This is a genomic window from Streptomyces sp. NPDC045967 (assembly GCF_056430495.1).
In genome coordinates this window covers 291,958-315,230 of the sequence record NZ_JBWKLE010000005.1, presented here as the reverse complement: position 1 = coordinate 315,230, position 23,273 = coordinate 291,958, and the positions used below count along the sequence as shown (strand labels likewise).

Annotated in this window: 23 protein-coding genes; 11 read left to right on the top strand and 12 right to left on the bottom strand. The window is 74.6% G+C overall.

The annotated features are described in order from the left end of the window. Positions 1–93: 93 nt before the first annotated feature. Both AC07FY_RS14295 and AC07FY_RS14290 read left to right on the top strand, forming a co-directional pair. Complete coding sequence (locus AC07FY_RS14295) at positions 94–999, top strand: aminoglycoside phosphotransferase family protein (RefSeq protein ID WP_479005250.1); 906 nt, start codon at positions 94–96, stop codon at positions 997–999. A gap of 31 nt (positions 1,000–1,030) precedes the next feature. Further along, positions 1,031–1,504 carry an N-acetyltransferase family protein gene (locus tag AC07FY_RS14290; RefSeq protein ID WP_479005247.1) on the top strand — a complete coding sequence of 158 codons (474 nt, stop codon included), beginning with the start codon at positions 1,031–1,033 and terminating at the stop codon, positions 1,502–1,504. Positions 1,505–1,654: 150 nt separating this feature from the next. Here AC07FY_RS14290 and AC07FY_RS14285 read toward each other — a convergent pair whose 3' ends face one another. Then, a complete protein-coding gene (locus AC07FY_RS14285) occupies positions 1,655–2,647 on the bottom strand; it encodes a zinc-binding dehydrogenase (protein ID WP_479005494.1) in 993 nt (330 codons plus the stop codon). Between the two features lie 160 nt (positions 2,648–2,807). On the opposite strand from AC07FY_RS14285, the gene AC07FY_RS14280 reads away from it, so the two are divergent. Then, positions 2,808–3,491 carry a pentapeptide repeat-containing protein gene (locus AC07FY_RS14280; RefSeq protein ID WP_479005245.1) on the top strand — a complete coding sequence of 228 codons (684 nt, stop codon included), beginning with the start codon at positions 2,808–2,810 and terminating at the stop codon, positions 3,489–3,491. Between the two features lie 567 nt (positions 3,492–4,058). Here the strand turns inward: AC07FY_RS14280 and AC07FY_RS14275 are convergent. The 3 genes from AC07FY_RS14275 to AC07FY_RS14265 form a co-directional block, all read right to left on the bottom strand. After that, positions 4,059–4,562 (bottom strand): hypothetical protein, encoded by a 504-nt coding sequence (locus tag AC07FY_RS14275; protein ID WP_479005242.1) that lies wholly within the window; start codon positions 4,560–4,562, stop codon positions 4,059–4,061. Between the two features lie 109 nt (positions 4,563–4,671). Next, positions 4,672–5,295, bottom strand: coding sequence for a response regulator (locus AC07FY_RS14270; protein ID WP_479005239.1), 624 nt, complete (start codon positions 5,293–5,295; stop codon positions 4,672–4,674). Then, entirely contained in the window at positions 5,292–6,539 is a 1,248-nt protein-coding gene (locus tag AC07FY_RS14265; protein WP_479005236.1) for a sensor histidine kinase, read from the bottom strand. Before AC07FY_RS14265 ends, AC07FY_RS14270 begins: the two co-directional genes overlap by 4 nt. A 576-nt stretch (positions 6,540–7,115) precedes the next feature. On the opposite strand from AC07FY_RS14265, the gene AC07FY_RS14260 reads away from it, so the two are divergent. Together AC07FY_RS14260 and AC07FY_RS14255 are read left to right on the top strand one after the other, a co-directional pair. Continuing rightward, complete coding sequence (locus AC07FY_RS14260; RefSeq protein WP_479005233.1) at positions 7,116–7,676, top strand: GlcG/HbpS family heme-binding protein; 561 nt, start codon at positions 7,116–7,118, stop codon at positions 7,674–7,676. A 61-nt stretch (positions 7,677–7,737) separates the two neighbouring features. Continuing rightward, a complete protein-coding gene (locus tag AC07FY_RS14255) occupies positions 7,738–9,150 on the top strand; it encodes a M1 family metallopeptidase (RefSeq protein ID WP_479005231.1) in 1,413 nt (470 codons plus the stop codon). A 66-nt stretch (positions 9,151–9,216) separates the two neighbouring features. Here the strand turns inward: AC07FY_RS14255 and AC07FY_RS14250 are convergent, their stop codons facing one another. Then, entirely contained in the window at positions 9,217–9,747 is a 531-nt protein-coding gene (locus AC07FY_RS14250; RefSeq protein ID WP_479005228.1) for an N-acetyltransferase family protein, read from the bottom strand. Between the two features lie 79 nt (positions 9,748–9,826). Further along, positions 9,827–10,402, bottom strand: coding sequence for a TerD family protein (locus tag AC07FY_RS14245; RefSeq protein ID WP_479005226.1), 576 nt, complete (start codon positions 10,400–10,402; stop codon positions 9,827–9,829). A 153-nt stretch (positions 10,403–10,555) separates the two neighbouring features. On the opposite strand from AC07FY_RS14245, the gene arfB reads away from it, so the two are divergent. Continuing rightward, positions 10,556–10,981: an alternative ribosome rescue aminoacyl-tRNA hydrolase ArfB gene (gene arfB / locus AC07FY_RS14240; protein ID WP_479005223.1), complete on the top strand. Its 426-nt coding sequence runs from the start codon at positions 10,556–10,558 to the stop codon at positions 10,979–10,981. A gap of 16 nt (positions 10,982–10,997) precedes the next feature. Here the strand turns inward: arfB and AC07FY_RS14235 are convergent, their stop codons facing one another. Continuing rightward, entirely contained in the window at positions 10,998–11,567 is a 570-nt protein-coding gene (locus AC07FY_RS14235) for a flavin reductase family protein (RefSeq protein WP_479005220.1), read from the bottom strand. A 303-nt stretch (positions 11,568–11,870) separates the two neighbouring features. On the opposite strand from AC07FY_RS14235, the gene cdgB reads away from it, so the two are divergent. After that, positions 11,871–13,649 carry a diguanylate cyclase CdgB gene (gene cdgB, locus AC07FY_RS14230; RefSeq protein ID WP_479005218.1) on the top strand — a complete coding sequence of 593 codons (1,779 nt, stop codon included), beginning with the start codon at positions 11,871–11,873 and terminating at the stop codon, positions 13,647–13,649. Between the two features lie 68 nt (positions 13,650–13,717). Continuing rightward, positions 13,718–14,767 (top strand): CBM35 domain-containing protein, encoded by a 1,050-nt coding sequence (locus AC07FY_RS14225; RefSeq protein ID WP_479005215.1) that lies wholly within the window; start codon positions 13,718–13,720, stop codon positions 14,765–14,767. Between the two features lie 28 nt (positions 14,768–14,795). On the opposite strand, the gene AC07FY_RS14220 is transcribed toward AC07FY_RS14225, so the two are convergent. From AC07FY_RS14220 to AC07FY_RS14210, 3 genes are all read right to left on the bottom strand, one after another. Further along, entirely contained in the window at positions 14,796–15,722 is a 927-nt protein-coding gene (locus AC07FY_RS14220; RefSeq protein WP_479005212.1) for a 1-phosphofructokinase family hexose kinase, read from the bottom strand. 101 nt (positions 15,723–15,823) lie between these two features. Continuing rightward, entirely contained in the window at positions 15,824–16,987 is a 1,164-nt protein-coding gene (gene nagA, locus AC07FY_RS14215; protein ID WP_479005209.1) for an N-acetylglucosamine-6-phosphate deacetylase, read from the bottom strand. Beyond that, on the bottom strand, positions 16,987–17,919 hold the full coding sequence (locus AC07FY_RS14210) for an ROK family protein (protein ID WP_479005491.1): 933 nt from the start codon (positions 17,917–17,919) through the stop codon (positions 16,987–16,989). Before AC07FY_RS14210 ends, nagA begins: the two co-directional genes overlap by 1 nt. Positions 17,920–18,085: 166 nt before the next feature. Here AC07FY_RS14210 and AC07FY_RS14205 point away from each other — a divergent pair, with 166 nt between their 5' ends. From AC07FY_RS14205 to otsB, 3 genes are all read left to right on the top strand, one after another. Further along, positions 18,086–19,390 (top strand): extracellular solute-binding protein, encoded by a 1,305-nt coding sequence (locus AC07FY_RS14205; RefSeq protein WP_479005206.1) that lies wholly within the window; start codon positions 18,086–18,088, stop codon positions 19,388–19,390. Between the two features lie 43 nt (positions 19,391–19,433). Then, the gene (locus AC07FY_RS14200) at positions 19,434–19,670 is read left to right on the top strand and encodes a DUF3263 domain-containing protein (protein WP_479005203.1); all 237 of its coding nucleotides are present in this window, start codon (positions 19,434–19,436) and stop codon (positions 19,668–19,670) included. A 72-nt stretch (positions 19,671–19,742) separates the two neighbouring features. Then, complete coding sequence (otsB, locus tag AC07FY_RS14195; protein ID WP_479005200.1) at positions 19,743–20,591, top strand: trehalose-phosphatase; 849 nt, start codon at positions 19,743–19,745, stop codon at positions 20,589–20,591. Between the two features lie 72 nt (positions 20,592–20,663). Here the strand turns inward: otsB and AC07FY_RS14190 are convergent, their stop codons facing one another. Both AC07FY_RS14190 and AC07FY_RS14185 read right to left on the bottom strand, forming a co-directional pair. Continuing rightward, positions 20,664–22,124: an alpha,alpha-trehalose-phosphate synthase (UDP-forming) gene (locus tag AC07FY_RS14190; RefSeq protein ID WP_479005198.1), complete on the bottom strand. Its 1,461-nt coding sequence runs from the start codon at positions 22,122–22,124 to the stop codon at positions 20,664–20,666. Positions 22,125–22,170: 46 nt separating this feature from the next. Next, complete coding sequence (locus tag AC07FY_RS14185) at positions 22,171–23,175, bottom strand: glucosyl-3-phosphoglycerate synthase (RefSeq protein WP_479005195.1); 1,005 nt, start codon at positions 23,173–23,175, stop codon at positions 22,171–22,173. Positions 23,176–23,273 lie beyond the last annotated feature (98 nt).

The following is a 23,273-nucleotide window of genomic DNA, read 5'->3' as shown; positions in this document are numbered from 1 at the left end:
GGGGAGTCCAGGGACGGGATGTCGGGCTTCGGTGCGCGATCGCGGGCCGGATGGCCGGTGCGGGAGGGGTGGCGGGGCGCGTAGGGTCGGCGCGTGGTGGACATCTGGGAGATTCCGGACGGGCTGGTCCAGGCGCAGATCAGGTGGAACGGCGAGGAGGGGCGGCAGTTCCTCGAGGGCCTGCCCGCGCGGGCGGCCCGGTTCCTGGAGCGGTGGGAGCTGCGGCGCACGGGCCCGCTGATGCACGGGGTGACGGCGCTGGTGCTGCCGGTGGTGCGGGCCGACGGGACGGCTGCGGCGCTGAAGCTCCAGCGGGTGGACGAGGAGAGCGCGGGGGAGCCGGACGCGCTGCGCGCCTGGGACGGGCGGGGCGCCGTGCGGCTGCTGGAGCACGACGCGCGGACGGGCACGCTGCTGCTGGAACGGCTGGACGGGGCGCGTCCGTTGTCGGCGGTCCTGGAACGCGATGCGCACCGGGCGGTCCGGGTGATCGGCGACCTGCTGGCGCGTCTGACGGCGGCGCCGGCCCCGGCCGGGCTGCGCGGGCTCGGCGCGGTGGCGGCCGCCCTGCTGGAGGACGTACCGCGGGCGCTGGGGCGGTTGCCCGACGGGCGGGAGCGGCGGCTGCTCGGGGACTGCGCGGCGGCGCTGGCGGAGGTCGCGGGGGAGCCGGGGGACCGGCTGCTGCACTGGGACCTGCACTACGACAACGTGCTGGCGGGGGAGCGGGAGCCGTGGCTGGCGATCGACCCGAAGCCGCTGGCGGGCGATCCGGGGTTCGAGCTGCTGCCGGCGATCGTGAACGGCTTCCGTGCGGGGGACGTGCGGTGGCGCTTCGACCTGCTGACGGAGGCGGCGGGGCTGGACGGGGACCGGGAGCGGGCGCGGGCGTGGACGCTGGGGCGGGTGGCGCAGAACTGCCTGTGGGACGTCGAGGACGGGCAGGAGCGGCTGGACGCGCAGCAGTTGACGGTGGCCGAGGTGCTGCTCGGGCGGTGACCGCCGCGGCGCCCCGGCCTAGGCTGCGGACATGATCCGTAGCGCATGTGTCACCGACGTCCCCGCCCTCCACGCGATGATCCGCGAGCTCGCGGATTACGAGAAGGTGCCGCACGAGGCACGGGCCACCGAGGAGCAGCTGCGGGAGGCGCTGTTCGGGGCCCGGCCGGCGGTGTTCGCGCACGTCGCGCAGGCGCAGGACGGGGAGGTCGTCGGTTTCGCCGTGTGGTTCCTCTCCTTCTCGACGTGGCGCGGGGTGCACGGGATCCACCTGGAGGACCTCTACGTACGGCCCGGTGTCCGCGGCGACGGGCACGGCAAGGCGCTGCTGCGGGAGTTGGCGCGGATCTGCGTGGAGCGAGGCTACGAGCGGCTGGAGTGGTCGGTGCTGGACTGGAACGCGCCGGCGATCGCCTTCTACGAGGCGCTGGGCGCGCGGCCGCAGGAGGAGTGGTCGGTCTACCGGCTGACGGACGGGCCGCTGGCGGCGCTGGGTTCGGCCTGAGGTCCGGACGGCCGGTCCTCGGATCTGCCGGACAGGGCCTCCGCCGGGGATGGGGCGGTTGCGGGCTGGGCGGTCACGGGTCGGGCGGGTTACGGGTCGGGCGGGTTACGGGTCGGGCGGCCGTGGGTCGGGCGGCCGTGGGTCGGGCGGTCACGGTTCCAGGACGACCTTGCCGGTGGTGGCGCGGGACTCCAGCGCCCGGTGGGCGGCGGCGGCCTCGGCGAGCGGGAAGCGGGTCAGGGCCGGCCGCAGGCGCCCGGCGGCCGCTTCGGCGAGGGCGCGGGTTTCCAGGACGCGGAGGGAGTCGGGGGCGCCGACGGCCTGGAGCATGGCCGGGCCGAGGATCTCGCGGGTGGTGACGGAGCGGTCGGTGAGGGCGGCGCGTTCGGCTGCGGTGAGCGCGAGGGGGCCGGCGGACCAACCGAAGACGAGGTGCCGGGCGCCGGGGGCGAGCAGGCCGAGGGCGGTGCGGGCCGGGTCGCCGCCGACGGAGTCGAACAGGACGGTGGCGCCGCCCGGGTGCGCGGCGCGTACGGCGTCGGCCCAGCCGGGGGCGGTGTAGTCGAGGGCGAGGTGGGCGCCGTTGGCGGCGGCGAGGGCGGTCTTGGCGGGACCGCCGGCCAGGGCGACGACCGTGGCGCCGGCCTGCACGGCGTACTGCACGAGCAGGGTGCCGATGCCGCCGGCGGCGGCGGGCACGAGGGCCACGGAGCCGGGGCCGAGCTCGGCGAACTGGAGGATCCCGAGGGTGGTCCGGCCGGTGCCGATCATGGCGACGGCGCGGGCGGGGTCGAGGCCGGGCGGCAGGGCGTGCAGGCGGCCCGCGTCGGCGACGGCGTACTCGGCGTAGCCGCCGGGGGCGAAGCCGAGGTGGGTGACGACGGGCCGGCCGAGCCAGGAGGGGTCGGTGCCGGGGCCGAGGGCGTCGACGGTGCCGGCGACCTCGCGGCCGGGGATGGTGGGCAGCTCGGGGAGGGGGGCGGGCGGACCCTGGACGCCTTCGCGCAGGCGGGTGTCGAGGAGGTGCACCCCGGCGGCGGCCACGGCGATGCGGACCTGGCCGGGGGCGGGCACGGGGGTGGGGGCGCTCTCGTACGTGAGGTTCTCGGCCGGACCGAAGGCGTGGAGGCGGACGGCGTGCATGGTGGCGGCGGTCATGGGATCAGCCTCGGACCTCAAGGGCGGTTGAGGTCAAGGGCGGTTGGGGTCGAGGCGGTTGGGGTCGGGGGCGGTTGGAGTGGGGGTGGTCGGGTCAGGGGTGGTGGGGGCAGGGGTTGTCAGTGGGGTGGGCCACGATGGGGCCATGGCGCGCAAAGGGCAGGGGCAGGGGCAGCGGGAGACGGTGAAGGCGGCACGGCGGCCGGAGGTGCGGCTGCCGGAGGCGGTGGCGTGGGAGGGCGGTGAGCTGGAACCGGACGGGGACTACGACGGGCTGGAGTTCGCGGACCTGGACCTGACGGGGCAGGACGGGGCCGGTTCCCGTTTCATGGACTGCGCGGTGCGTCGCTGCGCGCTGGACGGGACGCGGCTGGGGAAGGCGCGGATCCTGGACTCGGTGCTGGACGGGATCCGGGGAGTGGGGACCGACCTGGCCGAGGCCTCGCTGCGGGACGTGGAGCTGGTCGATGCCCGGCTGGGCGGCGTGCGGATGCACGGGGCCGTGCTGGAGCGGGTGGTGGTCCGCGGGGGCAAGATCGACTACTGGAACCTGCGGGAGGCGCGGCTGAAGGACGTGGTCTTCGAGGGGTGCGTGCTGGTGGAGCCGGACTTCGCGGGGGCGGTCCTGGAGCGGGTGGAGTTCCGGGACTGCGTGGTCCGCGCTGCGGACTTCGGCGGGGTGCGGATGTCCGACGTGGACTTCCGCGCCGTGGCGGAGCTGACGCTCGCCCGGGGGATGGCGGGGCTGGCGGGGGCGGTGATCAGCCCGGCGCAACTCCTGGACCTGGCCCCGGCGATGGCCGCGCAGCTGGGGGTCCGGGTGGTGTAGGGCCGGGGCGGGCCGGCCGGGGCGGCCGAGCCGGCGGGCTGGGGGTGCGGGCCGGGCGGGCCGAGGTGCCGGGCTGGGGGGCTGGGGGGCCGGGGAGGCTGAGGAGGCCGGGCGGCGGGTTGGGGTGCCGAGGATGCGGGCCCGGGGGGCCGGCCGGGCTGGGTGCCGGGCCGGGGGTGTTGAGGAGGCCGGGCGGGGCCGGGCCGGGGATGCCGGGGCGGGCGGGCTGGGGTGCCGGGCCCGGGGCCGGGGAGGCGGAGGTTGAGGAGGCCGGGCGGGGGGCCCGAGGTGCCGGGCGGTGCCGGGGTGGCTGAGGTGCCGAGCCGGCCGGGCTGGGTGCCGGGCCGGGGGTGCTGAGGAGGCCGGGCGGGGCCGGGCCGGGGATGCCGGGGCGGGCGGGCTGGGTGCCGGGGGTGGCGGGCCAGGCTGGGCGGTGCTCGGGTGGCGGGGTGGGGGTGACGTGGGGGTGGGCGCCGTGGGGGTTGCTGAGGCTGCGGTGGTGGGGCCGGCGGGTCGTCGTGGCTCTGGGCGCCCTGGCGAGTTCGGTACGCGTCGCAGGGGGACCGGTCAGGCCGGGACGCGGGGGTAGCGGGACTGCAGGGTCCAGATGATCGGGTTGTCGCCCAGGGCCTCGTGCATGTCGACCAGGTCCGCGATCAGGTCGTGCAGGAAGTCCCGGGCCTCCCGGCGCAGCAGGCGGTGGCTGAAGGTCAGCGGGTCCTCGTCCCCCGGCATCCAGTCGGCCTCGACGTCGACCCAGCCGAAGCGCCGCTCGAAGAGCATGCGGTCCGTGGACTCGGTGAAGTCGATCTCCGCGTACTGCCGGTGCGCGGAGCGGTTGCCGCGCGGGTCCTGGTCGAGCTGCTCGACGATGTCGCACAGCGCCCAGGCGAAGTCCAGTACCGGCACCCATCCCCAGGCTGTGGACACTTCCCGGTCCTTGTCGGTGTCCGCGAGGTAGACGTCGCCGCAGAACAGGTCGTGGCGCAGGGTGTGGACGTCCGCCGAGCGGTAGTCGGTCTGCGGGGGGTCGGGGAAGCGCCGGGAGAGGGAGTAGCCGATGTCGAGCACGTACCCGATGGTGTCACGGGTCCGCCGCCGCCCCCACCACGGCGGAACCGGGGCCGGAGGCGGTCGGGGGCGAGGGCGAGGCGGATGCAGGGGCGGATGCGGCGGCCGGTCAGGACGGCAGGAGGCGCTGCTCCTTGGCGACCGACACGGCGCCGGCGCGGGTGTCGACGCCGAGCTTGTCGTAGATCCGGCCCAGGTGGGTCTTGACGGTGGCCTCGCTGATGAACAGCGCGCGGGCGATGTCGCGGTTGCCGAGCCCCCGCGCCAGCTGACCCAGGATGTCCAGCTCGCGGTCGGTCAGGGTGGGCCGGGCCCCCCGCATGTGGGCCATCACGCGGCTGGCCACCGGCGGGGAGAGGGTGGTGCGGCCCTGCGCCGCCGAGTGGATCGCGGCGAAGAGCTCCTCGGGGCGTTCCGCCTTCAGGAGGTAGCCGGTCGCGCCCGCGCCGATGGCCCGGGTGATGTCCGCGTCGGTGTCGTACGTGGTGAGGACGAGCACGTGCGGCGGGTCGGGGAGGGCCGCGATGCGGCGGGTGGCCTCGACGCCGTCGATGCCCTCGCCCAGCTGGAGGTCCATCAGGACGACGTCGGGGCGGAGCTTGGCGGCCAGGGCGACGGCCTCCTCGCCGCTGCCCGCCTCGCCGAGGACCTCGATGTCGGGCTCGCTGCCCAGCAGGGCCAGGAGTCCGGCGCGCACCACCACGTGGTCGTCGCAGAGCAGGATCGTCGTCATGGGGCCGGCTCCAGGGGAATGGCGGCGGAGAGGACGGTGCCCTCGCCGGGGGCGGATTCGATGGTCAGGGTGCCGCCGAGCTGGCGGACGCGGGCCCGTATGGCGGGCAGGCCGTGGCCGCGTCCGGCGGCTGCGGACGCGGCTGCGCCTGCTGACGCGGTGACGGCGCCGGCGCCGGGCCGGGGCTCGGTGAAGCCGTGGCCGTCGTCGGCGATGTCCAGGACGACCTGGTCTCCGAGGAAGCTCAGGGTGAGCGCGGCCGTACGGGCGCCGGCGTGCTCGCGGACGTTGGCCAGCGCCCCCTGCGCGATGCGCAGCAGGGCCGACTGGACGCGGTCGGGGAGCGGGGCCGGGGCGCCTTCGAGGTGGAAGCGGACCTCGACGTCGGGGCCGGCGTCCAGGGCGCGCAGCGCGTCGGCGAGGCCGGCGCCGTCGGCGAGCTCGGCCGGGGCCAGGTCGTGGACGAGCCGGCGCGCCTCGGCGAGGCCGCGGGCGGCGATGCCGGTGGCGGTACGGACGTGCGCGCGGGCCGTCCCGGGATCGGTCTCCCAGGTGCGGTCGGCGGCCTGGAGCAGCATCTGCTGGCTGGAGAGGTTCTGCGCGAGGGTGTCGTGGATCTCCATGGACAGCCGCTGGCGCTCGGCGAGGGTGCCGGCGCGGCGTTCTGTGGCGGCCAGTTCCCGGCGGGTGCGGATCAGGTCGTCGATCAGCGCGCGCTGGGCCTGCGTCTGGCGCTCCATGTGGACGAAGACGGCGGTGGCGAGCGCGGCCACGGCGGGCGGGGCGAGGAGCAGGTTGGGGTCGAAGGCCCCGGCCAGTTGCAGCTGGGCGATCACGACGAAGACGGTGAGGAGGGCGACGAGGACGATGGCGGCGCGGGGCGGGAGGGTGCGCAGGGCGGTGAAGAAGAGCGGTACGGCGCACCAGGCGAAGCTCGGCGCGAGGACGACCAGCACCACCCAGGTGGTGACGACCAGGCCCAGCCAGAGCAGTCGACCGGGGGGTTGGGGGGCGGGACCGGTCCCCGGGCCGGGGCCGGGTGGGTGGGGGGTTCCGCCGAGGGCGGGGCCGAGGACGTAGAGCAGGGCCAGGGCGATGCTGAGCGTGATGACCCAGGGCGTGCGGGGTTCGCCGGGGTGGCGGAGGAGGAAGCGGGCCACCGAGGCGCCGAGCAGGAGGAAGAACGCGGTGTGCGCGACCGTGGCCAGGGTGCGGGTGTCTCGGTTCCGCGGGGGGTGGCTCACGGGGGCTCCTGGGTCGGGGGCGTGGGTCCATTGTCGACCGGTTTGGCCTGCCGGCGGGGCCGGAGGGGTTCGGCGGGCCTGGGCGGGGCCGGGCGGGGTTCGGTTCGGCTGGGGCGGGCTTCGTGGGGTCGGTCGGTGTGGGGGGTTCGGGGCTCCGCCCCCGGGCCCCGCGCCTCAAACGCCGGCGGGGCTGGATGGGGTTCGGTGGGGCGGAAGGGGGCGGAAAGGGGGGTCGGATGGGGGCTCGGCGGAGCCGAAGGGGGCCGGAGGGGGCCGAAGGGGGCCGAAGGGGGCCGGAGGGGGCCGGAGGGTCGGGTTGGCGGGGGCGGGTGGTCCGCGGGGCGTTTGAGCAGCCAATACCGTCGTCGCGACGTGCCGCATCGGCCGATCGGATGACCCCCGGGTCAGCCGGTGGGGTGGACGGGGCGAGCCGGTACGGGGACGGGGTCGTGGGGGGAGCGGGGACAGGCTTGGAGCAGGGCCGGAAAGAGCCCGGCCGGGCGGGTTCGCCGTCCGGTCCGGAGCTCCGCACCGCCCCCCCGAGCCGTCGTCGCGTCACCGTCCTCAGGAGCAGAGATGAACACCCGCACCCGCGTTCTCACCGGTACCGCCCTCGCCGTCGCCCTCGGCGCCGGAGCCTTCGGTGCCGTCAGCGCCAGTGCCACGCCCGCCCCCGAGTCCGCTCCCGCCGCCGTCGCCGCGAAGAAGGACGACAAGGCCGACAAGGCCGACTTCACCACCTCCACCCACCTCACCGTCGACGCCGCCACCCGCGCCGCCCAGGCCGCGCTGCACGCTGCCCGGGCCGAGAACCAGAAGGTGACGGTCGCGGTCGTGGACCGCAACGGCAACACCATCGTCACCCTGCGCGGCGACGGCGCGGGCCCGCAGTCATACGAGTCGGCGCAGCGCAAGGCCTACACCGCCGTCTCCTGGAACGCCCCGACCTCGGTGCTCGCGGGCCGCCTCGCCCAGACCCCGAACCTGAAGGACATCCCCGGCACCCTGTTCCTCGGCGGCGGCGCCCCCGTCCAGGCCGACGGCGCCCCGGTCGCCGGCATCGGCGTGGCCGGCGCTCCGAGCGGCGAGCTGGACGAGAAGTTCGCCAAGGCCGGGGTCGACGCGCTCGCCAAGTAGCCCCCGGGACCGCCCCCGACTCCGAACCGGCCGCGGTGCCGGCCCGCCTAGGATCGGGTGCGTGGACCACCGTGCGCTCTCCCGCCTCGCCGCCCCCGCCGTCGCCGCCCTGCTCGCCCTCACCACGGGGTGTACGGGCGGCGCCGTGCAGGGGCGGCCGGGCGCGTCGGGGCTGCGCGATCCGTACTTCCCCAAGGCGGGCAACGGCGGCTACCAGGTCGAGCACTACGGACTGGACCTCGACTACGACCCGGCCGGCGGAAGGCTCAGGGGCACGGCGGTGATCACCGCGCGCGCCGAGCAGGGGCTCAGCTCCTTCAACCTCGACCTCAGCGGCCTGAAGGTGGAGGCCGTCACCGTCCAGGGGGAGCGGGCCCGCCACAACCGGACCGGCACCGAGCTGACCGTCCGCCCCGCCGAGGACCTGGAGAAGGGCGAGGTCTTCCGTACGGAGATCGCGTACTCCGGCCGGCCGAAGCCGCTCGAGGACGCGGACGGGTCGAGGGAGGGCTGGATCACCACCGCGGACGGCGCCGTGGGCGTGGGCGAGCCGGTCGGTTCGATGACCTGGTTCCCCGGCAACCACCACCCCAGCGACAAGGCCGCGTACGACATCACGATCACGGTGCCGGCGGGCTACGAGGCCGTGTCGAACGGGGAGTTGAAGGCGCGGACCCCGCAGGCCGGCGGGAGCACCTCCTTCGCCTGGCACAGCCCGGAGCCGATGGCGAGCTACCTGGCGACCGCCGTCGTCGGCAGGTACCGGGTGGCGACCGCGCGGACGCCGTCCGGGGTGGCCCTGTACAACGCGGTCACGCCCGCCGAGGCGGAGGGGGGCGCGGGGCACCTCGCCCGGCTGCCGGAGATGGTGGAGTGGGGTGCGGGACGCTTCGGCCCCTACCCCTTCGGCACCGCGGGGGCGATCGTGCTGCCCGCCGGGACCCTCGAGTACGCGCTGGAGACGCAGACCAAGCCGGTCTTCCCCGGTGCGCCGGGCAGCGAGGAGCTGGTCCTGCACGAGCTCGCCCACCAGTGGTTCGGCAACTCGGTGTCGCCGAAGTCCTGGAAGGACATGTGGCTCAACGAGGGCTTCGCCACGTACGCGGAGTGGCTGTGGACCGAGGACCACGGAGGGACCACGGCGCAGCAGGAGTTCGACGCGTTCCTGGCCGGCGACACGGAGGTCGACGAGGCCGCCGACTCCGACTGGGACGCCTTCCCGCCCGCCGACCCGCCCGGCCCCGAGCACATCTCGGGGAACCCGGTGTACTACCGCGGTGCGATGGTGCTGCACCGGATCCGGCAGGAGGTCGGCGACGAGCGGTTCTTCGCCCTGCTGCGGGGGTGGGCCGCCGAGCACCGGCACGGGAACGCGAGTACGGCCGACTTCACGGCGTTCGCGCAGGAGCGGACCGGGCACGACCTGCGGAAGGTCTGGGACGTGTGGCTCTACGGGAAGGCCCGCCCCCGCTAGGCCCGCCCCCGCCGGGCCCGCCCCCGCCAGGTCAGCCCCCGGCCCCGCGCGGCCCTCCGCCCCCGCTCAAGCCCCTTCGGGCGCCAGGGCCTTGCGCAGCACCGTGCACGGGCGGCCGCGTTCGCGGTCCTCGGCCGTGCGCAGGGTCCGGTAGCCCTGGGCCTGCCAGAACGCCAGCGCCCCGGGGTTGTTCTCCAGCACCGCGAGGCGCAGCCCCGTGCGGCCCGCGGCGCGGAAGCGGTCCTCGACCAGGGCGGCCACGGCGCGGCCGTAGCCCTCGCGGTGCGCGGTGGCGTCGATGAGCAGCAGCCCGATCCACGGGTCCGGGTCGCCGGCGGCCGGGTCGGGGTGGTGGGCCAGGGTGGTGGCCAGGCCGACGAGCCGGCCGGCGGAGCGGGCCAGGAGGACCTCGGCGCCGTCATGGGCGAGTTCGTCGGCGAGGGCGGCCGCGACCTGTTCGACCGTGATGCGGTCGGGGGCGGGGAAATCGCCACTGAGCTCGAAGAACGCGTGGTTCGTCGCGTACAGGGCGGCGATCTCGGTGAGGACCGGACCGGGCAGGGCGCCGTCCACGGGGACGAGCGGTTGAAGGATCACCTGTCGAACGGTAGCGAAGCCCCCTCCCCGGACGGCCGGGAGGGGGCTTCGCCGCAAGACCGGCGGTCTCGGACCTTCGTCAGACGTTGACGCCGAAGTCCTGCGCGATACCGGTGAGGCCCGAGGCGTAGCCCTGGCCGACCGCGCGGAACTTCCACTCGGCGCCGCTGCGGTACAGCTCGCCGAAGACCATCGCGGTCTCGGTCGCCGCGTCCTCGGAGAGGTCGTAGCGCGCGATCTCGGCGCCGCCGGCCTGGTTCACGACGCGGATGTACGCGTTGCGGACCTGGCCGAAGTTCTGGCTGCGGGCCTCGGCGTCGTAGATGGAGACCGGGAAGACGATCTTGTCCACGTCGGCGGGGAGGCCGGCGAGGTTGACGTTGATGGCCTCGTCGTCGCCCGCGCCCTCGCCGGTGCGGTTGTCACCGGTGTGGACGATGGTCTGGTCCGGGGTGGACTTGTTGTTGAAGAAGACGAAGTGGCCGTCCGAGACGACCTTGCCCGTCTGGTTGACCGCGATGGCCGAGGCGTCGAGGTCGAAGTCGACGCCGGTGGTCGTACGGACGTCCCAGCCGAGACCGACCGTGACGGCAGCGAGGCCCGGGGCCTCCTTCGTGAGCGAGACGTTGCCGCCCTTGGACAGGCTGACAGCCATGGGAATGTCCCTTTCCTCATCCGACATGCACGTACGGCGGTCAAGTTACCGCTCATCCCTCTAACGCACCGAGAGGGCCGCCGGGTTCCCGCGGACATTCACACCCCCGTAATGCGGGTGACGCGGGGCCGGTGGGCGCGGATCATAGGGGGCATGCCTGGTCCCCATGTCATCCGCGGTTCGGTCGTGCTCCCCGAGGGCGAGCTCACCTGGCGCTTCTCGCGGTCCTCGGGGCCCGGCGGCCAGCACGTGAACACCTCCGACTCCCGCGTGGAGCTGCTCTTCGACCTGGCGGCGACCGACGCGCTGCCCGAGGTGTGGAAGGCGCGGGCGCTGGAGCGGCTCGCCGGGCGGCTGGTGGACGGCGTGGTGACCGTACGGGCCTCCGAGCACCGCTCGCAGTTCCGCAACCGGGAGATGGCGCTGGTCCGGCTGGCCTCGCTGCTGGCCGAGGCGACGGCGCCGCCGCCGAAGCCGCGCCGGGCGACGAAGATCCCGCGGGGGATCAACGAGCGGCGGCTGCGCGAGAAGAAGGCGCGGGGCGAGACCAAGCGCGGGCGCACCGGCCGCGACTGGTAGCCCCGGCGCGCGGCCCTCAGGTGCCCAGGTGCCGGTAGCGGCCGCGGAAGTAGGTCAGCGGCCGGCCGTCGGGGGAGGGCAGGGCGGCGGTGAGGACGCGGCCGATCACCAGGGTGTGGTCGCCCGCCTCGACGCGCTGCTCCGTACGGCATTCCAGGGTGGCCAGGGCGCCGCTCAGCAGCGGGGCCCCGGAGGTCTCGCCGCGGACGACGGGCAGGTCGGCGAAGAGCAGCCGGTCGCTGATCCGGCCCTTCATGGCGAACCGGCCGGCGATCTGCAGCTGGTGGTCGGCGAGGAGCGAGACCCCCCACAGCGGCTGTTCCGCCAGCAGGTCGTCCATTCGGGAGCCCTCGCGCAGGCTCACCAGCACCAGGGGCGGGTCCAGGGACACCGACATGAACGCGGTGGCCGTCATTCCGACGTCCTCGCCGCGCGGGCCGTCCGCCGTCAGGGGGGTCTCGTGCGCGGTGATCAGGCACACGCCCGCCGCCAGCCGGGACATGGCGGCCCGGAACTCTTCGTCGCTCACTCCCCCAGCATGCGGGTCGGTGCGGGGCTCGGGGGGTACGGGGGTCGTCTGGGGCACGCTCCGCACGCTAGTGCGGTCCTCCCCGCGCGCACATCGGGCGCCGGTCCGAGTCGCGTCCCCGCCCCTCGTCCTAGGCCTCCGGCGTATCGTGTGGCCGCGGGAACCGAGGGGGAGCGCTCTCCGCCGTGACCCGCCCCTGACGCGCATATATCCATCTCGTGTGACTTAAGTCACACAGAGCAAGATTTGTTGACCCTGTGTACCTGCCGCACAGCTCACTGTGATTCAGTGGACGGGACACCGCAACAAACGCCGATGACAAACCTGGAGTTGCTGTCGAGGTCTCGGGGAGAGCGAGCAATGGAGACCGAGTCGGAGCCGTACGTCCGTCTTGCGACCCTGCGGCAGCTGCACCGGGTGGTGGCCGAGCTCAACACGGCCCGGAGCCTGGCGGACACCCTGCAGACCGTCGTGAACGGCATCGTCACGGGCCTCGGCTACGAACTCGCCTGTGTCAACCTCGTACGCCCCGACGGTGATCTCGTCGTCGCCGCCTTCGCCGGCGACCCCTCCGCGGAGGCCCTCATCACCGGCCGCGTCGGCTCCCGCTCTTCCTGGGAACGCCGCCTGACGATGGGTGAGGACTGGGACGGTCTGCGCTTCATCCCGCACACCGAGGGCTGGGTGCTCATGGAGGACGACGTCCCCCAGTGGCACACCGACGGCCCCGACCCGCGGTTCGAGGACGAATGGCACCCCGAGGACCGCCTCTACGCACCCATGTACGCGTCCGGCGGGGAACTGCTGGGTGTCATCTCGGTGGACAGACCGCGCAACGGGCGCCGACCGGGAGCCTGGGGGCGCGAAGCGCTCCAGATGTACGCCTTCCAGGCGGCCATCGCGATCAGCAACGCCCGGCTCCGCGCCAACATGCAGCGGGCCCTGGTCCGCCTCGAGCGCGAGCAGCAGGCGCTGCGGGCCAGCGAGGAGTCCTTCCGCCAGGCCTTCGAGTACGCGCCCAGCGGCATGGCCATCGCCGAGATGGGCGGGGACCAGCACGGCCGGCTGCTGCGGACCAACGACGCGCTGTGCCGGCTGCTGGGCCGCCCGGCCTCCGTCCTGCGCCGCTACTCCTTCTCCGACCTGGTCCACCCCGAGGACATCGGCACCCTGCTGCGGACCTCGGCCGAAGGCGGGCGCGCCGAGCTGCGCCTGGGCCGGCGCGACGGCACGTACGTATGGGTCTCGCTGCGCAACTCCGTGGTCGCCGACGCCGCCGACGGGCCGCGGTTCCTGCTCACGCACGTCGAGGACATCGAGGAGCGCAAGCGCCACGAGCTCCAGCTCGCCCACCGGGCCAGCCACGACTCGCTGACCGGCCTGCCCAACAGCGCCGAGCTGCGGGCCCGGCTCGGGGCCCGGCTGTGCCGCAGGCCCCAGTCGGTACGGGCCACCGCGGTGGAGGCCCTGGACGCGGCCTACGAGGGGCGCGACGGGCACGAGGTGCGGGTCGGGGCGGGCGGCGCGGGCGAGCACGGTTTCCGGCCGGACGGCCCGGGCCCCGCCCCCGGCCACGGCCTCGGACCGGGCGCCGACCCCGGCCACCCCTCCGGGCACGGTTCCGGCTACGGGCCCGGCCCCGACCCCTTCGACTACGCCGGGACGGTCCCGTCGCCGGCCGACGGCCCGTACGACCACCACGTGCACACGGTGGCCCCGGCGACGGACGTCGACGACGGGACGAAGGGGCTCGCGGTGCTCTTCTGCGACCTCGACGGCTTCAAGTCGATCAACGACCGGTTCGGGCACCACACGGGGGACGCGGTCCTGATCGAGGTGGCCCGGCGGCTGACCACGTGCGTCAGGGACGGTGACACCGTCGCCCGGCTGGGTGGTGACGAATTCGTCGTACTCGCCGACGGACTCGGCGCCGCGGACGCGGCGGACCTGGCCGTCCGGCTGCGCAACGCGATCATCCCGCCGATCCGCGTGGACGGGCGGGCGGTCCGCGTGGGGGCCAGTTTCGGGATCGGCTGGGCCAGCTGCGGCATGTCCGCGGACGAGGTGCTGCGCTCCGCCGACCAGCGGATGTACATCGAGAAGCGGTCCCGCTCCAAGACCCACCGCCGGGCCGGCTGAGGCCGTCGGCCGCCCGTGGGTGCACCTGTTCGGGGTAGGCTCCCGGGGGTCGAAAGGAGTGACCTGCGATGACGACGCCCGCGAACAACGGCCCGCACGGTGGGGCGAACCAGCCCGAGGACGACGATCCGTTCGGCTATCTCTACGCGGACGGCCAGGCCGCCGGAGCCACACCGCCCGGTCAGGGCGGCGGATACGGCTACCCCGGCCCGTCGGGCGGCGGTCAGCCGGGTGCACAGCCGGGCGTTCCCCGCACCTCGCACCACCAGGTGCGCACGGTCGGCGAGCGCCGCAAGGGGGGCGGCCAGCGCGGCCCGGTGCCCCAGCAGCAGGGCACCGCCCCGCAGCCTCCCTACCAGGCGCAGTACCAGGCCCCGGAGGCACTCCAGGCGGGCGGTTACGGCGTACCGCCGCAAGCGCAGCCCCCGCAGCACCAGACGCAGACGCTCTCGCACTCCGGCGGCCACGGCGGTCACGCCGGTCGCGGCGGCGGCAACGGCGGCTCCAGCCGCCGCGGGCTGCTGATCGCGGCGGTCGCGGTGGTCGGTGCGGTCGCCATCGGCATCGGCGCCGCCCTGGCCTTCGGCGACAAGGGCGAGGACAAGGCCGGCGAGACCGCGGGGACGGGCCAGCAGTCGGCCGCCCCGCAGAAGCCGTCGAGCGCGCCCCCGACCTCCGCCGCGCCCTCGGAGGCCCAGCTTCCGAAGGCGGACTTCGCGGGCGCCGGCATGTCGCTCACGGGCGGCGCGATGCTGCAGAACACCGTGCCGGGTGCCAAGAGCGCCGGCGGCCAGTACGTGGGCGGCCTGAACGCGTTGGGAGCCGCGGCGACGTGGACCGTCGAGGTGCCCAAGGCGGGCGGCTACAAGCTGAAGATGACCTACGGGGTGCCGGGCAAGGACGCCAACACCACGCTGACGGTCAACGGCGAGGCGCAGTCCCGCCCGGTCAACATGAAGAACTTCTCCAAGGCCGCCGAGGGCGACTGGGCCAAGGGGTGGACCAACACCTACTCGATCGTGCAGCTCAAGCAGGGCTCGAACACGATCAGGATCTCGTGCGAGGCCGGCAACCAGTGCGACGTCGTCCTCGACCAGCTCTGGCTCGAGAAGGAGTGAGCGGGAACGCCGGCCGCCGCCACCGCGTTTAGTCGGCCGCCCGGGTGACCTTCACCGACCCCCGTACCTCCTCGTAGGTGCGGGGGTCGAACTCTCCCGCAACCGGGGCGAGGACCGTGGCCGCCGACAGGGCGACCGCGCGGATCAGCCGCTCCGGCCAGTCCAGGCCCTCGGCCAGGCCCGACAGCAGCCCCGCGACGGCGGAGTCGCCGGCTCCGGTGGGGTTTCCGGCCAGGGCGCGCGGCGGGGCCGCCCGCCAGGCGCCGTCGGGGGTGGCCGCCAGCAGGCCGTCCGGGCCGAGCGAGGTGACCACCGCGTGGGCGCCCCGGCGGCGGGCGTCGCGGGTGGCGGGCAGCGGCTCGCGCGACCCGGTGAGTTCGGCGAGTTCGGCGGCGTTCGGCTTGATGATCTCGGGGCGGGCGGCGACCCCGCGGCGCAGGGCCTCGCCGCTGGTGTCCAGCAGGACCGGGACCCCGGCCGTGCGGGCGGCCCGCACGAGCACGGCGTACGCGCCCACCGGCACGCCCGGCGGCAGGCTTCCGCACAGGGCCACCGCGCGGGCCCCGGCGGCCAGCAGCTCCTCGTACCGCTCCAGGAAGAGGGCCCACTCCGCGGCCGTGATCAGCGGGCCGGGCTCGTTGAACTGCGTGGTGTCGCCGGAGGCGTCGTCGACCACGGCCACCGTGCGGCGGGTGGTGCCCGCGCAGGGGACCAGGGCGTCCACCACACCGGGGGACCGCCTGAGCAGGTCCGTCATGACGGCGCCGGCGGGCCCGCCCGCGAAGCCCGTCGCGGTCACCTCGTGGCCGAGGGCGGCCAGGACGCGGGCCACGTTGAGGCCCTTGCCGCCGGGGCGCTCGGTGACGGCGGCGACCCGGTGCGAGGCGTGCGGGAGTAGCCGCGGCACGCGGTAGGTGACGTCGAGCGCGGTGTTGAGCGTGACGGTCAGGATCATTGGGCTCCCCCGGGTCTGTTGCTGCCGGGATCATGCCAAACGCAGAGCGGTCGGCCCAGTCCTCCGGGCCGACCGCCGGCCCCGCTCCAGCCGGTTGGCCGTCAGGGGCCGGGCTGCGCGGGCGGGCTGACGACCCATTCGCCGCGCCGCATGACGCCCCGGACGTCGAACCCGGCGTCCAGGACGACGAGGTCGGCGTGCTTGCCGGGCTCCAGCGAGCCGATCTCGTCGTAGAGGCCGAGCAGCTTGGCCGGGTTGGCGGAGATCGCCTGGACCACGGACTCCACGGGCAGCTTGTCGACGGTGACCGAGCGCTTGAAGGCGGTGTCCAGGGTCAGCGTCGAACCGGCGATCGAGCCGCCCTCGACGAGGCGGGCCACGCCCTCCTTGACCTCGACCTCGAGCGGGCCGAGGTGGTAGGTCCCGTCGCCGAAGCCGGCCGCGTCCATCGCGTCGGTGATCAGGGCCACGCGGTGCGCGCCCGCGTGGTGGAAGGCGAGTTCCAGTGCCGCCGGGTGCAGGTGGGTGCCGTCGTTGATGAGCTCGACGGTGATCCGCTCGTCCTCCAGCAGCGCGGCGATCGGGCCGGGTGCCCGGTGCGCGAGGCCCGGCATCGCGTTGAAGAGGTGGGTGGCCACGGAGGCGCCCGCGTCGATGGCCGCGCGCGTCTGCTCGTACGTGGCGTCCGTGTGCCCGATCGCGGCGATCACCCCGTGCTCGGCGAGCAGCCGTACGGATTCCAGGCCGCCGGGGAGTTCGGTGGCGAGGGTGAACATGCGGGCCGCGCCGTGCGCGGCGTCGATCAGCTTGCGGACCTCGGCCGGGTCGGGGTCCCGCAGCAGTTCCGCCTTGTGGGCGCCCTTGCGGCAGGCGTTGATGAACGGGCCCTCGAAGTGGATGCCCGCGATCTCGCCCTGCCGGGTGAGTTCGGCGAGCAGACCGGCGCGGCGGGCCAGTTCGTCCAGGTCCCCGGTGACGGTGGAGGCGACCAGGGTGGTGGTGCCGTGCTCGCGGTGGGTGCGGACGCCCCGCAGGACCTCCTCGGCGGTGCCGGAGGTGAACGAGGCGCCGCCGCCGCCGTGGTTGTGCATGTCGACGAAGCCGGGGACGATCCAGTGCCCGGACAGGTCCACGACCCGCGCGCCCTCCCGGGCACTGCCCGCGATGCGGCCGCCGTCGACGATGACCCTGCCGTTGGCCACGGTTCCGGTGGGCAGCACCACCCTGGCGCCGGAGAGAACAGTGCTGTGCGCGCTTCCGGACATCAGGCAGGTACCTCCGTGGCGAGTAGGTCCCAGGCGAGCAGCCCTGCGCCCAGGCATCCGGCGGTGTCCCCGAGGGCCGCCGGAACGATGTGCGGGAGCCGCTGGAACGTCACGCGCTCCTCGACGGCCGCCCGTAGGGGTGCGAAGAGGGTCTCCCCCGCCTCCGCCAGCCCGCCGCCGATGATCAGGGTGCGCGGGTCGAGCAGGGTGATGGCGGTGACCAGGCCGTCGGCGAGGGCGCCGACGGCCGCCAGCCAGGCCTCCCGGGCGCGCGCGTCACCGGATTCGACGGCCTTGGCGCAGTGCGCGGCGTCCGCCTCGGGGTCGCCGCAGGCGGCCGCCCAGGCGCGGGAGACGGCGGAGGCGGAGGCGAGCGTCTCCAGGCAGCCGTACTGGCCGCAGCCGCAGGCGGGACCGCCGGGGCGGACCACGATGTGCCCGATCTCGCCCGCGTAGCCGTGGGCGCCGGCCTCGATGCGGCCCGCGATGCCGATGGCTCCGGCGATGCCGGTGCCCAGCGGCACGAAGAGGAAGCGGTCGGCGCCGCGGCCCGCGCCGATGCGTCCTTCGGCGAGGCCGCCCGTGCGCACGTCGTGGCCGAGGGCCACCGGGATCCCGCCGAGCCGGCTGCTGAGCAGGGCCCGCATCGGTACGTCGCGCCAGCCGAGGTTCGCCGCGTAGACGGCGATGCCGTTCTCGGCGTCGACGATGCCGGGCACGGCGACTCCGGCGGCGGACGCGGAGCGTCCGTAGCGCTCGCGGCCGAGGGCGAGCAGCTCGGCGGCGAAGTCCTGGATCGTCTCGACGACGGCGTCGGCGCCCCGCTCGCGGCCGGTGGCGCGGCGCGCCTCGTGGAGCAGGGTGCCGTCGGCGGCGACCAGGGCGGCCTTCATCCCGGTGCCGCCCACATCCAGGGCGATGACGTGTTTCACGGGTTTCACAGGGGACAGTCTCGCGTGCTTCACGGGGAAAGGTCTAGTCCATTGAGGGGGATTGTTGAGTGGCCATACAAATCGGGGACCGCGGATGTGGATTAGCGGCCAAAGTGGTGTAGACCTTACGTGGATCGTACGTACGACTAGGGGTGGAACGAGAACTGTGAACCGCCGATACCTGCGCCTGGCCGCCTCCGGCGCCGCACTGTGCCTGACGGCCGCGACACTGACCGGCTGCGGAGCCGTCGACGGGCTCACCGGGGACAACGAGGTGACCCTGCGGGTCGTGGCGGCCGAGTACGGGGACAATCCGCAGAACTCGTCGGCCACCTACTGGAAGACGCTCGCCGAGGACTTCGAGAAGACCAACCCCGGCATCGACGTCGAGGTCAGCGTCTACTCCTGGTCCGAGGTCGACGCCAAGGTCGCCGAGATGGTCAAGGCCGGCAAGGCCCCCGACATCGCGCAGATCGGCGCCTACGCCGACTACGCGGAGGCGGGCAAGCTCTACACGGCCGACGAACTGCTCTCCGTGAAGACCGAGGCCGACTTCCTCGGGCCGCTCGCCGACGCGGGCAAGGTCAAGCGGGTCCAGTACGGGCTGCCCTTCGTGGCCAGCACCCGGCTGCTCTTCTACAACGAGAAGCTGCTCACCGACGCCGGCGTCCTCGCGAAGGACGCCAGGAACGGCTGGCAGCCCAAGAGCTGGGCGGAGCTGGAGGCGGCCGCGAAGAAGCTCAAGGGCGCCGGCGTCCCCACCCCCTTCGCGCTGCCGCTGGGCCGCGAGGAGGCCCAGGCCGAGACGATGATGTGGATGCTGTCCGGGGGCGGCGGCTACACCGACAACGAGGAGCGGTACTCCCTCGACGCCACCGAGAACGTCAAGGCGCTGGAGTTCCTCAGGGACAAGATGGTCGGCCAGGGCCTGACCGGACCGGTCGAACCGGGGAAGCTGGACCGGCAGGCCGCCTTCGACGCCTTCACGCGGGGCGAGGTGGGCATGCTCAACGGCCACCCGACCCTGATCAAGCAGGCGGCCGGCAAGGGCGTGAAGTTCGGCATGGTCACCCTGCCCACCGCCGACGGCACCGAGCAGTCGGCGATGGGCGTCGCCGACTGGGTGATGGCCTTCAAGAACGGCCACCGCAAGGAGTCCGGGAAGTTCCTGGACCACCTCTACGAGGCGGAAAACGTGACCGCCTTCACCACCATGTACGACCTGCTCCCGGTCACCACCACCGGCTACCGCGCCGCGCAGGCCGCCGCGGCCGGCGGGGCCGCCCCGCAGCTGAAGACCTTCCTGGACGCCCTGCCGTCCTCCCGGCTCTACCCGGTGGGCAAGAAGTCCTGGGCGGGCGTCAGCGAGGACATCAAGCAGAACATCGGCAAGGCCGTCGAGCCGGGCGGGCAGCCGGCGAGGGTGCTGGAGGAGATCGCGACGAAGGCCCGGGCGGCCGACCCCCGCTGAACCGGGCCGGGCCGGTGTCGGTGGGCGGCGTTAATCTGGCGGTATGACGGACGACGGGCGGTTGACGGCCACGGAGGCCGCGGTGCTCGCGTACGAGGGACGTACCTGGCCCGGTCCCGGGGCCAAGGAGCGGGCGATACGGGAAGGGCTGGGGCTGACCCCGGTCCGCTACTACCAGCTGCTCAACGTGCTGATGGACGACCCCCGCGCGCTGGCCCACGCACCGGGCACGGTCAACCGCCTGCGCCGCATCCGCGAGGCCCAGCGGGCCAGGCGCTAGCTAGTGCTGTGGCCGGGGGCGGGTGGCCCCCGCCATAGCCGTCGCCCGGTGCGACCGTTTAGGGTCGTCCGTATGGGGAGCCATCCGCACGACTTGCCGATGCCCGTCACCGCAGCCGGGCGCGAGGGCCTCGACGCCCTGCTGCGCAGACCCGGGCGTTCCGTGGTCGCCCTGGACTTCGACGGCACCCTCGCCGAGATCGTCCCGGACCCGGACCAGGCGCGGGCCCATCCCGGAGCCGTACCCGCCCTGGCGGCGCTGGCCCCCGAGGTGGCCTCCGTCGCCGTGGTCACCGGCCGGCCGGCGGGCGTCGCCGTGCGCCACGGCGGTTTCGCCGGGGTCCCGGGGCTGGAACACCTGGTCGTCCTCGGCCACTACGGCGCCGAGCGCTGGGACGCCGTCAGCGGGATCGTGCACGCCCCCGCCGAGCACCCCGGGGTGGCGGCGGTCCGGGCGGAGCTGCCCGGCTTCCTGGACTCCATCGGGGCCTGGCAGGGCACCTGGATCGAGGAGAAGGGCCGGGCGCTGGCCGTGCACACGCGGCGCGCCGCCGACCCGGAGGCGGCCTTCGAGGCCCTGCGCCGGCCGCTGGGCGAGCTCGCGGCGCGGCACGGGCTGATGGTCGAGCCCGGGCGGGCGGTCCTGGAACTGCGTCCGCCTGGGGTGGACAAGGGCGTCGCCCTCACCGGGTTCCTGGCGGAGACGGGCGCGGAGGCGGTGCTGTACGCGGGTGACGACCTCGGCGACCTCGCCGCCTACTCGGCGGTCGAGAAGCGGCGGGCCGAGGGGCTGCCGGGACTGCTGGTGTGCAGTGGCTCCGCCGAGGTGCCGGAGCTGGCGTCCCGCGCCGACCTCGTCCTGCCCGGACCGGCCGCGGTCGTCTCCTTCCTCGCGGCCCTGGCCGCGGCCGTCCGCGACTGACCCGCTTCCGCGCCGCCCCGCACGCCGGCGAATCCGGGGCGTCCGGCTCGCCGGCGTGCGGGCGCGGGGACCTCAGGGGGTGAGGGCCGCGAGCTGGGCCTCGAACCAGGCCGCCGGGGGCAGCGCCGTCGCCGCGGCGGCCAGGCGCTTCGTGCGCTCCGCGCGCTCGTCGGCCGGCATGGACAGCGCGGCGTGCAGAGCCTGGGCCGTCTCCGACACGTCGTACGGGTTCACCGTCAGCGCGTCCTCGCGGAACTCCTCGTACGCCCCGGCCCCCGTGGACAGCACCACCGCGCAGCCCGCCTCCGACACCACCGGGATCTCCTTCGCCACCAGGTTCATCCCGTCGCGCACGGGATTGACCAGCGCCACGTCCGCCATCCGGTAGGCCGCCAGCGACCGAGCGAAATCGTCCTGCACGGCCACCAGCACCGGCTGCCAGTCCCGCGTGCCGAACTCCGCGTTGATCTCGGCCGCCAGCTCCGAGACGGCCGCCGTGTAGTCCCGGTAGACCTTCAGGTCCTGCCGGGAGGGGTAGGCGGACGCCAGGTGCACCACCCGGCCCCGCCACTCGGGATGGACCGTCAGCAGCTCCCGGTAGGCCAGCAGGCCCCGCAGGATGTTCTTCGACAGCTCCGTGCGGTCCACGCGGACGATCGTCCTGCGGTCACCGACCTGCGCCCGCAGCTCGGCCAGCTTCTGGTCCACCTCCGGCCGGTGGGCCAGCGCGCGCAGTTCGTCCGCGTCCACGCCCAGCGGGTACACCGCCACGTCCGTCCGCCGGTGCCGCACCGGCCCCGACGGGGACATCTCGACGTACCGGCCCTCTCCGGGCGCCGCCCCCGCCGGGAACGCCGGCGCGGCGGTGCCCCGCTCGTCGTCCAGGTGCGTGCCGCCCATGAAGGTGTGCGCCCACGCCCAGGTGTGGAAGCCCACCACGTCGGCGCCGAGCATCCCCCACAGCAGCTGCCGCCGCACGTCGTCGGGCAGCATCCGCAGGAACTCCTGGGACGCCCACGGCGTGTGCGTGAAGTGCGCGATCCGCAGGTCGGGCCGCAGCTCGCGCAGGGCCCCCGGGACCAGCGCCAGGTGGTAGTCCTGCACCAGGACGCGGGCGCCCTCGGCGGCCTCCTGCGCCAGAGCCCGCGCGAAGGCCTGGTTGTAGGCGGTGTACGACGCCCAGCGGCGGCGGAACTCCGCGTCGAAGACCGGCTCGCGGGGAACGTCGTACAGGTGGTGGTGGGTGAACCACAGCACCGAGTTCGCGATGCCGTTGTACGCGTCGTCGTAGGTCGTGGGATCGATGTCCAGCATCCGGACCCCGGGCTCGGAGACGCCCCGGCGGACCGCCTCCCGGTCGGCGTCCGACAGGGCGGCGCAGATCCACAGCGCCTCCGGCTGCCGGGCCAGGGCCGCGGACAGGCCGGAGACGAGGCCGCCCCCGCCGCGCCGGGAGCTGAGGGTGCCTTCCGCATCGAGGGAATAGGACAGCGGGCCGCGGTTCGCGGCGACGAGTACCTGAGATGAAGCCATGTCGCGAACCTAGCCCGGCCCGGCCCCGCGCAAACTCCCGAACCCGTCAGGCCGCCCGCCGCCGGGCGTACTCCGCGACGCCCAGCATCGGCGGCCGCTCCTCGGTGTCCACCGGGTGGGTGCGCGGCACGAAGCCGCCCGGCCCCCGCTCGAACTGCGTCAGCTCCGGCCGGACGCGGGGATACCCCCGGCGGTGGCCCAGGGAGTGCCCGCGCGCGAGCCGCAGCTCGGCGGTGCGGTAGATCGCGGCGGCCATCCGGCCCAGCGCCTGACCGTCCTGATGGCGGTGGAGCCGTACGCCCACGTCCACCTGGGCCAGCGCGTCCAGTCCGACCGTGTGCAGCGCGTCGACCAGCAGGCCCAGCTCGACCCCGTACCCGACGGGGAACGGCAGCCGCTCCAGCAGCGAGCGGCGCACCGCGTACTCCCCGCCCAGCGGCTGCACGAAGCCGGCCAGCAGCGGCCAGTGCAGGTTGAGCAGCGGGCGCGCGACGAGTTCGGTGACCCGGCCCCCCTGCTCCGGCGTGCCCCCCGGGGCGGCAGCGCCGGCTCCCGCGGCCAGCGGGCGGTCGTACATCGCCTTCACGAACTGCACGTCCGGCTCGGTCAGCAGCGGCCCGACGATGCCGGAGACGAAGGTGGCCGAGAAGTCCCGCAGGTCGGCGTCGACGAAGCAGACGACGTCCCCGGTGGTGGCCAGCAGGGAGCGCCACAGCACCTCGCCCTTGCCGGCCAGTGCGGGGATGCGCGGCAGGATGTCGTCCCGGTGCACCACGTGGGCGCCCGCCTTCGCCGCGACGTCCGCCGTAGCGTCACTGGAGCCCGAGTCGACCACGACCAGCTCGTCCACCAGCGGGACCGGCAGCCCCTCGATCAGATCGCGCCGGATCACCTCGACGATCGCGCCGACCGTCGCCTCCTCGTCGAGCGCCGGCAGCACCACGCTGACCGTGGTCCCAGCTGCCCGTTTGCGCTCCAGCAACTGGTCGAGCGGTCGGTCGGCGGCGGACCAGGAGCGGTCGGCCAGCCAGCGCTCCACCTCTTCCAGCACCCTGAGTACTCCCTGCAGCTTGGTCGGATTGACCGAAAAGTGATCCATCTCGCGGTTCGGACGCCTGTCTCAACGCCACGGACCTTCGGTTACAGTCT

Coding starts and splice junctions, on each gene's coding strand:
- AC07FY_RS14200 (WP_479005203.1), top strand. CDS start 19,434: ATGACGGACGACGGGCGGTTGACGGCCACGGAGGCCGCGGTGCTCGCG.
- AC07FY_RS14245 (WP_479005226.1), bottom strand. CDS start 10,402: ATGGCTGTCAGCCTGTCCAAGGGCGGCAACGTCTCGCTCACGAAGGAG.
- arfB (WP_479005223.1), top strand. CDS start 10,556: ATGCCTGGTCCCCATGTCATCCGCGGTTCGGTCGTGCTCCCCGAGGGC.
- AC07FY_RS14190 (WP_479005198.1), bottom strand. CDS start 22,124: ATGGCTTCATCTCAGGTACTCGTCGCCGCGAACCGCGGCCCGCTGTCC.
- AC07FY_RS14270 (WP_479005239.1), bottom strand. CDS start 5,295: ATGACGACGATCCTGCTCTGCGACGACCACGTGGTGGTGCGCGCCGGA.
- AC07FY_RS14290 (WP_479005247.1), top strand. CDS start 1,031: ATGATCCGTAGCGCATGTGTCACCGACGTCCCCGCCCTCCACGCGATG.
- AC07FY_RS14260 (WP_479005233.1), top strand. CDS start 7,116: ATGAACACCCGCACCCGCGTTCTCACCGGTACCGCCCTCGCCGTCGCC.
- cdgB (WP_479005218.1), top strand. CDS start 11,871: ATGGAGACCGAGTCGGAGCCGTACGTCCGTCTTGCGACCCTGCGGCAG.
- AC07FY_RS14280 (WP_479005245.1), top strand. CDS start 2,808: ATGGCGCGCAAAGGGCAGGGGCAGGGGCAGCGGGAGACGGTGAAGGCG.
- AC07FY_RS14285 (WP_479005494.1), bottom strand. CDS start 2,647: ATGCACGCCGTCCGCCTCCACGCCTTCGGTCCGGCCGAGAACCTCACG.
- nagA (WP_479005209.1), bottom strand. CDS start 16,987: ATGTCCGGAAGCGCGCACAGCACTGTTCTCTCCGGCGCCAGGGTGGTG.
- AC07FY_RS14220 (WP_479005212.1), bottom strand. CDS start 15,722: ATGATCCTGACCGTCACGCTCAACACCGCGCTCGACGTCACCTACCGC.
- otsB (WP_479005200.1), top strand. CDS start 19,743: ATGGGGAGCCATCCGCACGACTTGCCGATGCCCGTCACCGCAGCCGGG.
- AC07FY_RS14225 (WP_479005215.1), top strand. CDS start 13,718: ATGACGACGCCCGCGAACAACGGCCCGCACGGTGGGGCGAACCAGCCC.